General features: G+C 68.3%; 12 protein-coding genes. 4 read left to right on the top strand and 8 right to left on the bottom strand.

What is annotated here, in order from left to right; translation table 11 throughout:
* Window positions 1-203: 203 nt before the first annotated feature.
* Window positions 204-1,013, bottom strand: coding sequence for a glycosyltransferase family 2 protein (locus tag H0I76_RS11725; RefSeq protein ID WP_200610046.1), 810 nt, complete (start codon window positions 1,011-1,013; stop codon window positions 204-206).
* Between the two features lie 191 nt (window positions 1,014-1,204).
* On the opposite strand from H0I76_RS11725, the gene H0I76_RS11720 reads away from it, so the two are divergent.
* Complete coding sequence (locus H0I76_RS11720; RefSeq protein WP_200610045.1) at window positions 1,205-2,902, top strand: bifunctional sulfate adenylyltransferase/adenylylsulfate kinase; 1,698 nt, start codon at window positions 1,205-1,207, stop codon at window positions 2,900-2,902.
* Between the two features lie 102 nt (window positions 2,903-3,004).
* Here the strand turns inward: H0I76_RS11720 and H0I76_RS11715 are convergent, their stop codons facing one another.
* Both H0I76_RS11715 and H0I76_RS11710 read right to left on the bottom strand, forming a co-directional pair.
* Window positions 3,005-3,253 carry a DUF6552 family protein gene (locus H0I76_RS11715; protein ID WP_200610044.1) on the bottom strand — a complete coding sequence of 83 codons (249 nt, stop codon included), beginning with the start codon at window positions 3,251-3,253 and terminating at the stop codon, window positions 3,005-3,007.
* The gene (locus H0I76_RS11710) at window positions 3,243-3,947 is read right to left on the bottom strand and encodes an SDR family oxidoreductase (protein WP_200610043.1); all 705 of its coding nucleotides are present in this window, start codon (window positions 3,945-3,947) and stop codon (window positions 3,243-3,245) included. Before H0I76_RS11710 ends, H0I76_RS11715 begins: the two co-directional genes overlap by 11 nt.
* Window positions 3,948-4,062: 115 nt before the next feature.
* On the opposite strand from H0I76_RS11710, the gene H0I76_RS11705 reads away from it, so the two are divergent.
* Window positions 4,063-4,980 carry a LysR substrate-binding domain-containing protein gene (locus H0I76_RS11705; RefSeq protein ID WP_325166438.1) on the top strand — a complete coding sequence of 306 codons (918 nt, stop codon included), beginning with the start codon at window positions 4,063-4,065 and terminating at the stop codon, window positions 4,978-4,980.
* A gap of 115 nt (window positions 4,981-5,095) precedes the next feature.
* Here the strand turns inward: H0I76_RS11705 and H0I76_RS19705 are convergent, their stop codons facing one another.
* The 5 genes from H0I76_RS19705 to H0I76_RS11680 all read right to left on the bottom strand — a co-directional run bounded on the left by H0I76_RS19705 (window position 5,096) and on the right by H0I76_RS11680 (window position 10,220).
* Complete coding sequence (locus tag H0I76_RS19705) at window positions 5,096-6,934, bottom strand: ATP-binding cassette domain-containing protein (protein ID WP_200610042.1); 1,839 nt, start codon at window positions 6,932-6,934, stop codon at window positions 5,096-5,098.
* The gene (locus H0I76_RS11695) at window positions 6,931-7,872 is read right to left on the bottom strand and encodes a hypothetical protein (protein WP_200610041.1); all 942 of its coding nucleotides are present in this window, start codon (window positions 7,870-7,872) and stop codon (window positions 6,931-6,933) included. Before H0I76_RS11695 ends, H0I76_RS19705 begins: the two co-directional genes overlap by 4 nt.
* Before the next feature lie 296 nt (window positions 7,873-8,168).
* The gene (locus H0I76_RS11690; protein WP_200610040.1) at window positions 8,169-9,509 is read right to left on the bottom strand and encodes a sugar-transfer associated ATP-grasp domain-containing protein; all 1,341 of its coding nucleotides are present in this window, start codon (window positions 9,507-9,509) and stop codon (window positions 8,169-8,171) included.
* A complete protein-coding gene (locus H0I76_RS11685) occupies window positions 9,484-9,987 on the bottom strand; it encodes a lasso peptide biosynthesis B2 protein (protein WP_200610039.1) in 504 nt (167 codons plus the stop codon). Before H0I76_RS11685 ends, H0I76_RS11690 begins: the two co-directional genes overlap by 26 nt.
* Complete coding sequence (locus H0I76_RS11680; RefSeq protein WP_200610038.1) at window positions 9,984-10,220, bottom strand: PqqD family protein; 237 nt, start codon at window positions 10,218-10,220, stop codon at window positions 9,984-9,986. The genes H0I76_RS11685 and H0I76_RS11680 overlap by 4 nt, the downstream gene beginning before the upstream one ends.
* A 421-nt stretch (window positions 10,221-10,641) precedes the next feature.
* On the opposite strand from H0I76_RS11680, the gene H0I76_RS11675 reads away from it, so the two are divergent.
* On the top strand, window positions 10,642-11,352 hold the full coding sequence (locus H0I76_RS11675; protein WP_325166437.1) for an HAD family hydrolase: 711 nt from the start codon (window positions 10,642-10,644) through the stop codon (window positions 11,350-11,352).
* 123 nt (window positions 11,353-11,475) lie between these two features.
* Window positions 11,476-13,065, top strand: a complete 1,590-nt coding sequence (locus tag H0I76_RS11670) for a trimethylamine methyltransferase family protein (protein WP_200610036.1) — start codon at window positions 11,476-11,478, stop codon at window positions 13,063-13,065.
* Window positions 13,066-13,078 lie beyond the last annotated feature (13 nt).

Raw genomic sequence — 13,078 nt, 5'->3', positions numbered from 1 at the left:
TCCGTCGATGGACAAACCAAACCGCCCGCATATCCCTTCATACGTTCGATTTTCAAAGAGCGAGGCGAAAAAACCCGACCGCACTGGTTTACCCCAGTCCAATCGCTGCTCGTTTCGCCTGGTTGCCTACGGTCGTTCCCGTCGGCCCGCTGGATATAGGGGAATCGCCGGATCGAAGTCAACACCCCGATTTCATCCTATTGTCATTTTTCTCCGGCGGCCTCGGTTCGGGCCAGCATCTTGATCACGCGCAGGGTCCTCCCGAAAGCCGCAACTATCGAGAATGCCAAGCCTTTCCAGCCTCCGGTAATATGCCGGCGCAGCAGGTAGAACTTCAGAAAGACCAGCGGAAACTCGAACGGAAGGCGCAGGATCAGGCCGGACCGGCTGCGCGGCTTCGCGGTCTCGGCCGAGTAGCTGGAATAGCGGTTCTCCTTGTCCACGAGGTGCGCCCAGGAGATCAGGGGAAAGTGATGCACCGGCGCGGCCAGCCGCCCCGGCGTCACGCCCTTCTCGATCTCGACCCGGTCGAACAGGGGATGTGCGCGGTACCGCCCCGCGTCGCGATGATAGAGCCGCACGACCTCGTAATCGGCGGCCAGCGGCCGTGGCGCCACGTCACCGGGATAGACATTCAGGATGCGCACGCGCCAAGCGCCGGGCGATGGGGCCCCGGTCGCGAACAGCGTCGCAATCTCGGCGGCGAGCACGGGCGTCACCACCTCGTCGGCATCGACATTCAGCAGCCAGTCATTGCGGCACAGCGACTCGGCGTACACCTTCTGCGGGCCGTATCCTTCCCACGCGTGGAAATGGACCTCTGCCCCCATGCGCCGCGCGATGTCGCAGGTGTCGTCGGTGCTGCCCGAATCGACCACCACGATCTGGTCGGCCCATTGCAGCGCCGCCAGCGTCGCGGGTAGCCTCGCCGCCTCGTTGCAAGCGATCACGAATGCCGAGATCGGAAGCCGCCGCGTGCCGGCGCAACCCGTCCCCTCCCCCGCCTCGGCCATTCCGCTCGCCTCTCGCCGCTCCGCCCGTTGCCGCGCCGCATCATGCGGGGCAAAACACCGCGCCGGCAAGTGCGCCCCGGCGCGTGCTGGGGGTTGAATTTGCCGCGCCGCGCGGCCACAAGGCGCGCAAGCCGGCCATGGCCTGCCATAGGTGCCGGCGCTCCCGCCAGCGAAGTCCGGACATATTTAACATGATGAACACGACGCCGATCCCCGAACTCTACGTTTCGCCCGAGAGCGCCGCCAAGCTCAAGACCGAGGCCGCGCGCCTCCTGAGCCACGACCTGACGCACCGCCAGATCTGCGACCTCGAGCTGCTGATGAATGGCGGCTTCTCGCCGCTCAAGGGCTTCCTGGGCGAGGCCGACTACAACAGCGTCGTCGAGCACATGCGCCTCGCCGACGGGTCGCTCTGGCCGATGCCTGTCACCCTCGATGTCACCGAGGGTTTCGCGGCAAAGGTCGAGCCCGGCCAGGACATCGCGCTGCGCGACGCCGAGGGCGTGATCCTCGCCATCATGTCCGTGACCGACAAGTGGACGCCCGACAAGGCACGCGAGGCGAAGAACGTGTTCGGCGCCGACGATCTTGCCCATCCGGCGGTGAACTACCTCCACCACACCGCGGGCAAGGTCTATCTCGGCGGCCCCGTCACTGGGCTCCAGCAGCCGGTACATTATGACTTCAAGGGGCGGCGCGACACGCCGAATGAACTGCGCGCCTATTTCCGCAAGATGGGCTGGCGCAAGGTCGTGGCTTTCCAGACGCGCAACCCGCTGCACCGCGCGCATCAGGAGCTGACCTTCCGTGCCGCGAAGGAAGCGCAGGCGAACCTGCTGATCCACCCGGTCGTCGGCATGACCAAGCCCGGAGACGTCGACCACTTCACCCGCGTGCGCTGCTACGAGGCGGTGCTGGACAAGTATCCGCCGGCGACCACGCATATGAGCCTCCTGAATCTCGCGATGCGCATGGCCGGCCCGCGCGAGGCGGTCTGGCACGGCCTGATCCGCAAGAACCACGGCTGCACCCACTTCATCGTCGGCCGCGACCATGCCGGCCCCGGCAAGAACAGCCAGGGCAAGGACTTCTACGGGCCCTACGACGCCCAGGAGATGTTCCAGAAGCACCAGGACGAGATCGGGATCGAGATGGTCCCCTTCAAGCAGATGGTCTACGTGCAGGAGCGCGCGCAGTACTTCCCCGCCGACGAGATCGAGGAGGGCATGACCGTCCTCGACATCTCGGGCACGGAACTCCGTCGCCGCCTGCGCGAGGGGCTCGAGATCCCGGACTGGTTCTCGTTCCCCGAGGTGGTGACCGAGTTGCGCCGTACCTCGCCGCCGCGCTCGCGCCAGGGCTTCACCGTGTTCTTCACCGGGCTTTCGGGCTCGGGCAAGTCGACCATCGCCAACGCGCTGATGGTCAAGCTGATGGAGATGGGCGGGCGCCCGGTGACGCTGCTCGACGGCGACGTGGTGCGCAAGCACCTCTCGTCCGAACTCGGCTTCTCCAAGGAGCACCGCGACATCAACATCAAGCGCATTGGCTATGTGGCTAGCGAGATCACCAAGAATGGCGGTATCGCCATCTGCGCGCCGATCGCGCCCTACACCGCGACACGGCGTGCCGTGCGCGAGATGATCGAGCAGTACGGCGCCTTCGTCGAGGTGCATGTCGCGACCTCGGTCGAGGAATGCGAGCGACGTGACCGCAAGGGCCTCTACAAGCTCGCGCGCGAGGGCAAGATCAAGGAGTTCACCGGCATCTCCGACCCCTACGAGGCGCCCGAGAAACCCGAGGTCCGCGTCGAGACCGTCAGCGTGACCCCGGACGACTGCGCCCACCAGGTCATGCTCAAGCTCGAGAGCCTCGGCCTCTTCGGCTGAGCTCCGCAAGCAGCGCGGGGCCCACGGGACCCGACCACAACAAGATCAGGCCTGCCGCGGACATCCCTCGGCAGGCCCTTTTCGTCTTGTCGAGGCGTTGGCCTATCGGCTCGCCATGCCCACGACCATCGACCCAAAAGCGACGACATGGATCAGCATGATCGCGCGATCGTTCCAGAGCACGCCGACCGCGAACCAACCCAGGACGCCCGCAAGGAACAAGTAGAGGTTCCAGGGCGCCAACCCGAAGCCGGTCGCGGCATAACCCAGGATCTGGATGACCGATGCGACCCATTTGACTGCGAACGCAAGCCGGTCGCCGCGGTCGATGGCGGCGAGGTCAGACGGCACGGGTCAACCCGCCGTCGATCCGCCAGTTCTGGCCGGTCACGTAGCTGCCCTCCTCCGAGGCGAGCCAGGCGATCAGCGACGAGACCTCCACCTGCCGGCCATAGCGCCCAAGTGGAATGCGCGCGCGCCGGTCGTCGGTTTCCGGCAGGCTGTCGATGAAGCCGGGCAGGATATTGTTCATGCGGATATTGTCGGCGGCATAGCGATCGGCAAAGAGCTTGGTGAAGCTCGCGAGGCCGGCGCGGAAGACGCCCGAGGTCGGGAACAGCGGATCGGGCTCGAAGGCCGCGAAGGTCGAGATGTTGATGATCGCGCCGCTCCCATGCTTGGCCATGATCGGCGCGACCAGCCGGGACGGGCGGATGACGTTCAGCAGGTAGACCTCGAGGCCCATGTGCCAGTCCTCGTCGCTGATCCCGAGGATCTCGCCCTTGGGGCCATGTCCTGCCGAATTGACCAGAACATCGATACGCCCCCAGCGGGTGACCGCGCCGTCGACCAACCGGGCGATGTCGTCCACCGATCGGTTCGAGCCGGTGACGCCGAAGCCGCCGAGCTCCCCGCCCAGTTCCTCGCCCCTGCCCGACGACGACAAGATCCCCACCCGGAAGCCATCGGCCGCAAGCCGCCGCGCGGCGTCTGCGCCCATACCGCTTCCACCCGCCGTGACCAATGCCACTTTTTCTACAGACATGATGTGCTCCATATCCCGAGCTGGGTTGCCGCCTCTGCTTCCTGGCGCCAAAATATGTCACACTGGTCCTGTCCACCAATCAGAACCGCTTCTTTATGGATGTAGAAAAACTATCGTGCCTGACGAATGCGCCCTGCCACCCCTGAACGGGCTTCGCGCCTTCGCGGCCGCCGGCCGGCACCTGAGCTTTCGCGCCGCCGCCGACGAGCTTGGCGTGACCCAGGGTGCCGTCGCCCAGCAGGTCCGCGGCCTCGAGGATCATCTGGGCCTGCGCCTCTTCCTTCGCGAAGCGCGAGGCCTCGCCTTCACCGAAGCGGGGCGCAGCTATCACGCGGCGATCTCGCGCGCGCTCGCCCAGATCTCCGAGGCGACCGCCCGCCTTCGCCCGGCGCCGGCGCGCGTCACGATCAGCGTGACGCCGACCTTCGCCTCGAAGTGGCTCATCCCCCGCCTGCCCGAGTTCACCGAAGTTCATCCAGAGATCGACCTGCGGATCACCGCCACGGAGCGGCTGTCCAGCTTCCACGCGGATGGCGTTGACCTCGCCGTTCGCCAGGGGCGACCGCCCTTCGGCGCAACCCTGCGCGCTGACCTGCTCTTCAGACAGGAGATTATCGCCGTCTGCGCACCGCACCTGGTCGAAGGCCATGAGTTGCCGCTCGACGCCAAGGGCCTCGCGCGCATGACGCTTCTGCACGACACGCATGACCTTTGGCCCGGCTTCGTCAGCCAGGCGTTCGGTCTCGACGAGCTGCTGGCAAAGGGGCACCGCTTCAGCCAGACGAGCCTGACCCTCGACGCGGCCTTGGCCGGCCAGGGCATCGCGCTGGCCAGCCGCTTTCTCGTGCAGCGGGACCTTGACGCCGGTCGGCTGATCCAGCCGATCCAGGCCATGCACGAAGGGGCTCAGAGCTTCTTTCTGCTGACCTTGCGGCAGGAAACATCTCACGCGGTCCTCGCGGCCCGGGACTGGCTTCTCTCGGTTGCGGCAGCCGAGGGGAGCGCGGACAGCGGAAAGCGCGTGCGCCAATAGCGCTGGGATCGATTCCGCGATGGGCGGGTCGGGCAATACCAGAACCACTCAGGAACGTCCGACGTCACCGCCGCCACCGCGGGCCGTCGCCGCGCGGGATGCTGCGCGCCCGGGCCTACCCGGCTGAGCTCGCAGAACGCCACCAATTGGCTGTCCGGCTCGACGGATCGGCCCTCAAGGCGGAGGACGCACCTTCCTCGACCACGCGGCCGGCCTCGAGCCAGACGACGTGGTCGGCGATGGCCAGTGCAGCCGGGCGATGCGAGACGATTACGATGGTGGCGTCCGGCAACTCGCGGCGCAGCCCGGACAGTACGTCTGACTCCGCCGCCGCATCGAGGGCGTTCGTGGCCTCGTCCAGCACCATCAGGCGCGGCGCGCGAAGGATCGCGCGTGCCAACCGAAGGCGCTGGCGCTCGCCCCCCGAGAAACGCGTTGCCTCGACGCCGACGGGCATATCGAGGCCACCGGCATCCCACGCCACCAGTCCACCCGCACCGACCGCCGCCAGCGCGGCACGCATGGCCGCGTCATCCGCTCCGCGGGCACCCCAGCCAAGGTTCTCGCGCAGCGTTGGCTCGACCAGGAACGGTTCCTGCCCGACATAGGCAAGCGCCTCGGCCAGACCTGCGCGCAGCGCGGCGTCGGCACGCTGGCCGTCAATCTCAAAATCACCATCCTCGGGCACCAGCAGCCCGGCCAAGAGGTCGCACAGCGTCGTCTTTCCTGCACCCGAGAACCCGGCGATGAGCGTGACGCGCCCTGCGGGGACCTGGCAGCTCACGCCGTCGAGGATCCTCACCCCGCCGGCCGAGGCGGAGGCGTTTACCAGGCGCAGCCCGGGCGCGCGATCGACGGCGCGCGGAGAGACCGCGGGCTCGGACGGCGCCGAGGCGACGGCTGCACGCAGCCGGTCATCGGCCGCTTGATAGGACGCGGCCGAACTCGCGATGTTCTGCAGGGCGTGCTGAAGCGTCTGGAAGGGCCGCATGATGCGCACAAGCACGAGCAGCATCGCGATCAGCGTCTCGGCGCCCGCATCCGCCAGCATGACCCCTGACAGCACGATCACCACCGCCGTTACCGCCACGGCGGTCTGCACCACGATCCCGCTGCGCGCGAGGTCCATCTGCAGCGCCCCTGCCCGATCCGCCACCCGCCTCGCGCTGGCAAGCGACCGCGCCACGTGCTCGCGCGAGAGCCGATGCGCTCGCGCGGGCTTGAGGCCTGCGAGGAACCGGCCGGTCTGACCGTAAAAACCTGCGTCCTCGCCGCTCATCTGGGTGCCGAGGCGTGCGGCCCGGCGGCGCAGTGGACGAAGCGCGAGGAACAGCGCGCCCCCCACGGCCAGCGCGACCGCCGTCATCGCCGGAGAAACGGCCATCGCGATCACGCCATAGACTGCAAGCGACCCTGCAGCCAGGAGCGCCGTCCAGAACGCCCAGACGAAGCCCTCGGCCCGGCTGAGGTCGACGCTCAGCGAATGCCCGGCCGCCTCGCGATCGAGACCCGCGACCGCGCCCCAGGGCGCCTCGGCAATCGCTCCGAAGAAATGCGCTCGCAGCGCCACCACGAAGCCAAGCGCCAGCGAGGTCATCGATCGCGCGCGCGCCAGATCGACGATCGCGCGCAGCCCGACAACCGCGAGGAAAACCCCGAGGCCAAGCGCAAGCTGGCCTTCCTTGCTCTGCACGCCGAGTGCCGAGAAGATCCCGGCCGCAATCTCGCCCGCCCGGCCTGCCGCGACCGCGCCCGCCGCGTCACCGAGGACCAGCGAGATAAGCGGCACGAGCAGGAGCACGCCGACCCCTTCAAGGATGGCCGCCGCGAAAACCAGCGCCGCAGTGCCCCAAAGCCGGGAGCCCGCATAGTCGCGAAAGACGCGCAGCAACGCGCGCCGTGCGTCGCGGTCCCGGCCCTGCCCGTCCGCCGGCTCAGCGCGCGCCACTGTCACGCGATGCCCCGCCTGGCCGGCATTCCCTTCTCAGCCATTCCGCCGCCCGTTCCCCGTCCCGCAATCTCGAGATGCGCGCGCAGCAGGTCGACGACGCTCTCGGTTGCCGCATGATCCCAGGGCCTGATCAGCCGCGCGACCGGGATATCCGACGCAAGCGCCGCCGCGCGGCGGAACTGCTCGGCCTGCATTCCATAGACTTCCGCGAATTGCGGTCGGTAGACGTTCTCCGTCACCGCCCGGACAGCCTCGAGCAACGGAAGCGGCTCGATCCTTGGCGGCTCGCCAGACGCACCGCGTTTGAGAACCAGGACCTCGCTCAGCTCATACGCGCGGTCCTCTGCCTGATGCGGGTTGTCGAGGTAGAACTTGTCGACGCGCCGGGCGACCGCGCCGCGCGCGGCGGTTGCGAGCCCCGCGGCTTCGAGCGCGTCACCCCACAGCTTGAAGCTCGTCCCCGCCGGATGGATCAGGAAGCGCCCGCCCCCCTCGGCAGGCCAGAGCGCGATGGTATCATCGCCCAGGATCGGGCAACCCGCGAGCCCCAGGCGCGCCGCGAGCGTGGACTTGCCCGCCCCGCTCTGCCCGACAATCAGCGTGGCCTGTCCGCGATGCGCGACCGAGGCGCCGTGCATCACGAAGGCACCGCGCTGAAACAGGGCAAGCCCGACGGCCGTGCCCAGGGTGTAGAGCGTGATCATCCCGGCATCGGCGCCGGGCTCGGGCGCGACGCGGATCATCGTGCCGTCGGTCACCCAGAAACCTGCCACCTCGGGCACGAAGAACCCGGCGCCGCTCTCGCCCGGTGGCGCCGCCAGCACGACCGGCACCTCGGGCGCGACCGCCGCATGCCGCGCCGCGCGCTCGACCGCCTCGCGCACCGTGCGGTCGATAACGATCTCGATATCCGGCGCCGTTTCCTTGCCGCAGGACCGCATCTCCGGGATCTCGAATTCCGACCGGAACACCAGACCGTGCGCGCGGTACCGACAGCTCTTCCGCCGCCGGATCACGGCGCGTCCCCGCCGGTATCGCGATCGCGCGCGCTGCCCGTCATTCCGCTCGCCAACCTGTTCCCTGCATCACCTCGACGCATTGGCCCGGCTCGACACCGGACGCGGGTCCGAGCCGCGACCGCGCCGCGCTCTCATCGCCGGAGCACGCGTCCCCACCATGCACGACTTTGTCCCGCGTTCGGCACGCGTTGTCGAGCGCGTTGTCCCGATCGTCGGCATCAGCCGCCACGAGCGAGCCTCGTACGCACCCATGATGCAAGCATCGGTCCCAAGGGACCCTCAAGGACCGGCGCCCCGGACAAGATCTGTTGCGGCGACAGGCTGATCATCACGTTGGCCTCGATCACCACCGGCCCCGCGCCGCCCAGTGCGACGTCCCAGCCGATCGCGGGAATCCCAAACGGTAGCGCGTCATGCGCCGAACAGACCATGCCGACCGCGGCGTGCCAGCCGGGAACCGTCATCCCCATGATGCCCGGTGGCCTCAAGGCCGTCACGCGCCGGAACGCGGGGCGGCCGAGCACCCCGCCACTCTCGACCACCTGCCCGTCCCGAACCTCCAGCAGATGCACGGGACCGCTGCCGAGAACGTCCTCGGCGTCGATCTTGAGGATCGCACCTGCCAGCACCGCTGATCCGCCGTCGGGCCCCTGCGCGGTCGTCAGTCGAAGGACCGGCACCGCTTTCGCCAGATACGGGGAGAACTCGACACCGGGCGGAATGCGTGACTCGACGATCAGATCTCCGTCCCGCTGCGCCCGATCGCAAAGCAGCCGGGCCATTGCCTCAGGCTCAATTTCCGCGCCGGCCGCGTCGGCCTCGCGCAAGAACCCTCGCGTCCCGGGCAACCATGCCTCGACGCCGCGCGACGCCGAGCCCGTGCGCGGCTTCACGACGATTGCGGCGCCCTCTTCCAGTTCGTGGCCGAGCGCCGCCGCTAGATCCCGCCCGGCGTAGGTTGCCCGGGACACCACCGCGACACTGCGGGGAACGGGAATGTCGCGAGCCGCGAGCCATTGCTTGAAACCCTGCTTGTCGGCCAGCATGCGGACGGCCTCACGAGGCACCAGGGACCGGGCAAGGGCAACGTATTCATGCTCGGGCAGCCAATTGCCCGGCGTCGGATTGGCGCCATCCGCCCGTCTGAACGCGATCGCCTCCCATGGCCAGAGATTGTGACGCAGCGCCAGGTGTGTCGCCTGCGCGAAGAGCCGCCATCTCCCGTCCCCGCAGGTTGGATCCGCCCAGCGCCGCGACTCGACCCACGCCATGCGAAGGGTCGTGATGGGCCAGGTGAGACACATCATCGCCGCCGCTGCTGGCCGCAAGACGGTCGGCCATGCCGCCAGCACCTGCCGCCGCGCCGCCCTGCGCACCAGCAGCGCATCGGCCGAGGCATGCGCGTCGGGAATGAACCAGGGGAAGCCGGAGCTTCGCAGCCGCCAGACTGCGCGCCCAACCTTGCCAGCATGGCTTTTGACCCGCGCGAGCAGACCCCGCGCTTCCATCGAGCCAGTCACGCCGAGAGCCCGGTCACCGGAACCGCCCGACCACGGCATAGCGCGGCAGGCCCGACAGCGCGCCGCAAATCACCTCGTCGCCCAGCAGCACCCAGGCATGTGCCGCACCATCGCCGGTCTTGCACGCCGCCGCCGCAGTTCCCGGCGATCGTGCCATCGCCGCGACACGCACTGGATCGACCCCGAGGCGCACCTCGGCCGTGATCCCGCGCCGCCGCAGCATTCGCCGCACCGCGATCGCCTGCTGCAGGCAGAGCGCGCGGAACGGCAGATGCCGTGCGACCGACGACACGGTCCGCCCGATCTCGGCGGCATCACGCAAATGCGCCGGATCCGGTTCGCCCGGGGCACTGTCAGCCACCTCGCGCTGAAGATCGCCCAGCTGGCTCGCGTATCTGCGAGCGGGCAGCCTGGTCACGAGCGCGGCGAAAACGAGATCGGCGAATGCCTCGGCGGCAAGGCTCTTGCGGCGCCACGGGACCGCCATGAAGCCGCGCAACGCCGCGCGCAGGGTCATCCCGTGATCTCGATCATTCCGTTGTCGGAAAGCGTGGCAAGAAAGGCCAGAACGTCGGCCCCGCAAGCCTGTGCATCGATGTCGTAGATTTCCGTGAGGCGTGCGACGATCTCGCCGACCTTTCGCTGGCCATCGATCAGGTCCCAGATGTCCCTGGCCGAACCTTCGAGCATGAAATAGCTGTCCGAGGCGACGCTCATGAAGACCGTCGCCTCGTCAAGGGACGCGCTCACCAGTTCTGGCGAGCGACGCACAATCTGATCGACCGTGATTCCCACGTTGCCAGTGGTCCCGCTGCCTCAGCCGTTGCAGCGCCCAGCGGCCGTCACGAGCAAGGAACGTTGTTGCCGCTGTTCCCGCAACCGCTGTTGTCCTGTCCCGACGGGTTGGACTGGGTCGCGCTGATCGGCAACCGAGCAACCACAGGAGTAGTCCAAATTTTCTTCGAGTTCATTTCACCCACACCCTCTACACGCAACTCTCGCTTGCAAGGCGATATAACGAATCGGCGTTTCCGTCAATTATTCGGCATACAACACCTATGCAAAAGGATGCATCTTTCGGTCGAAAATCGCAACATGTCCTGCCGCGCCCATGCGACCCGGTGAAGCGTGGACGCGATTGAGCAACACCCCATGGCAACGAGATGAAACCGTGATCCGTGGCATACTCTTCGACAAGGACGGCACGCTCTTCGATTTCCAGGCGACCTGGGCGGGCGTGATCGACCTGCTTCTGGACGAACTCGCGCCCGAGCCGCACATCCGCGCGCGGATGGCTGCCGATGCCGGGTTCGATCCGGCCACCCGCCGCTTCATGCCGGGATCGCCGATCGTCGCCGGCGCGACGGCGGAGACGGCAGCGATCTGGGCACGCCACAGACCCGATCTCGGCGCGCAGCATATCGAGCGCATGGCGAACGCCGCGGGGCTCGCGGTTGCCCGGCGGCCCGGCGGCCTCGTGCCGGCCGTGCCCGATCTTCCCGGCCTGCTCGATTCCCTGCTCGCGCGCGGCCTCGCGCTGGGTGTCGCCACCCACGACGCCGAGGAAGGCGCGCGCGTTCAGCTGACCACCGCCGGCGCGCTCGACCGGTTCGGATTCATCTCGGGATACGACAGCGGCCACGCGTTGAAACCCGACCCGGCGATGCTCCTTGCCTTCGCGCGCCAGGCCGGGATCCCTCCCGCCGGCGTGATCATGGTGGGCGACAGCAGGCACGACCTAGAGATGGTCGCCCCTGCCGGCGCCGCGCTGGCCGTCGGCGTCCTCACGGGCCCCGCGACAGCCGCCGATCTCGCTCCTCACGCCGATCACATCCTTCCCTCGATCGGCGACCTCCCCAACCTGCTCGACAGCCTTGGCTGAGCGCCACCGGCGCACTGCGGTTCGACCGCGCGGCACAACATAAACGCGACAGTCGATGACGCATCCGTGCGCGCCAAGGCGTCGCGCGCCGCCGCATTGTCGGCGTGACAGGGAGGCCGGATCATGGTTCAGGACGACAATACCGAAGTGGACTCAGGCGCGCGCGCACGACGTGGGGGTGGCCGCGCAGGGCAGCGCCGCCGGGGCGGTGGCGGCGGCCTGCGCCAGCTCGACTGGACCATTCCGCACCTTACCGATGCACCGGTCGAGCCGCTGAGCGCCGAGGGCGTCGCCGCGGTCGACAACGCCGCGATGCGCATCCTCGAGGAGATCGGTATCGACTTCCTCCACCCCGAGGCGCGGCAGCATCTCAAGCGGGCAGGCGCCGAGGTCACCGAGGGCTCGGAGCGCGTGCGCATGGGCCGCGACATGGTCCGCGAGCTGGTGGCGAAGGCCCCGTCGCGCTTCACCATCACGCCCCGCAATCCCGAGCGCCGGATCGAGATCGGCGGACGGTCGCAGGTCTTCGTCAACGTCTCGTCGCCGCCCAACTGCTCGGACCTCGACCGAGGGCGGCGCGCGGGAAATACCGAGGATTTCCATAACCTCATCCGCCTCAGCCAGCATTTCAACTGCATCCACATGCTGGGCGGCTACCCGGTCGAGCCGGTCGACATCCACCCCGCTGTGCGCCATCTCGACTGCATTCGCGACAAGCTGGTGCTGGGCGACAAGGTGGTGCACGCCTACTCGCTGGGCACCGAGCGCGTCGAGGACGCGATGGAGATGATCCGCATCGCCGGCGGCCTCAGCCACGAGGAGTTCGAGGCGTCGCCGCGGATGTACACCAACATCAACTCGACCTCGCCGCTCAAGCACGATTGGCCCATGCTCGACGGCGCGATGCGGCTGGCCGCGCGCAATCAGCCGGTGTTCGTGACCCCCTTCACGCTGGCGGGCGCCATGGCGCCGGTTACGCTGGCGGGCGCGATCGCCCAGCAGACCGCCGAGGCGCTGGCGGCAATCGTGCTTCTCCAGCACATCCGCCCGGGCTGCCCCGTGGTCATGGGCTCGTTCACCTCGAACGTCGATATGCGCTCGGGCGCGCCCGCTTTCGGCACGCCCGAATACATGCGCGCGACCCAGATGTCGGGGCAGATGGCGCGTTTCTACAACCTGCCGATGCGCGCCTCGAATGCTTGCGCCGCGAACTGCCCCGACGCCCAGGCCGCGTGGGAGAGCGCCTTCTCTCTCTGGGCCTGCGTGACCGGCCACGCCAATGTCGTCTACCACGCGGCGGGCTGGCTCGAGGGCGGGCTCTGCGCAAGCTTCGAGAAGTTCGTGATGGATTGCGAGACGCTTCAGCAGGTCATCGCCTACAACACGCCCATCGGCGTGACCGAGGAGGACCTCGCCGTCGACGCGATCCGCGCGGTCGACGCGATGCCGCCGAGCCAGCGCCACTTCTTCGGCGCCGAGCATACCCAGAGCCGCTACGAGACCGCCTTCTATGCGCCCTTCCTGTCGGACTGGCGCAACTTCGAGACCTGGGAGGAGAGCGGCTCGGTCCAGACGCCCGAGCGCGCCAACCGGATGTGGAAGCAGATCCTGGCCGAGTTCGAGCCGCCCGCCATGGACCCCGCCATCCGCGAGGAGCTTGATGCCTTCGTCGACCGGCGCAAGGCCGAGGGCGGCGCGCCGACCGACTTCTGACCCGGCGCCGTCC

This window comes from Thermohalobaculum xanthum (assembly GCF_016623495.1).
GTDB lineage: Bacteria > Pseudomonadota > Alphaproteobacteria > Rhodobacterales > Rhodobacteraceae > Thermohalobaculum > Thermohalobaculum xanthum.
The sequence above is the reverse complement of the archived record's forward strand: the minus strand, read 5'-3'. Positions and strand labels throughout refer to the sequence as shown.

Excerpts from the sequence above, each read along its gene's own strand:
- H0I76_RS11725 (WP_200610046.1), bottom strand. The coding sequence starts at position 1,013 with ATGGCCGAGGCGGGGGAGGGGACGGGTTGCGCCGGCACGCGGCGGCTT.
- H0I76_RS11720 (WP_200610045.1), top strand. The coding sequence starts at position 1,205 with ATGATGAACACGACGCCGATCCCCGAACTCTACGTTTCGCCCGAGAGC.
- H0I76_RS11710 (WP_200610043.1), bottom strand. The coding sequence starts at position 3,947 with ATGTCTGTAGAAAAAGTGGCATTGGTCACGGCGGGTGGAAGCGGTATG.
- H0I76_RS11695 (WP_200610041.1), bottom strand. The coding sequence starts at position 7,872 with ATGCGGTCCTGCGGCAAGGAAACGGCGCCGGATATCGAGATCGTTATC.
- H0I76_RS11690 (WP_200610040.1), bottom strand. The coding sequence starts at position 9,509 with ATGCCGTGGTCGGGCGGTTCCGGTGACCGGGCTCTCGGCGTGACTGGC.
- H0I76_RS11685 (WP_200610039.1), bottom strand. The coding sequence starts at position 9,987 with ATGACCCTGCGCGCGGCGTTGCGCGGCTTCATGGCGGTCCCGTGGCGC.
- H0I76_RS11670 (WP_200610036.1), top strand. The coding sequence starts at position 11,476 with ATGGTTCAGGACGACAATACCGAAGTGGACTCAGGCGCGCGCGCACGA.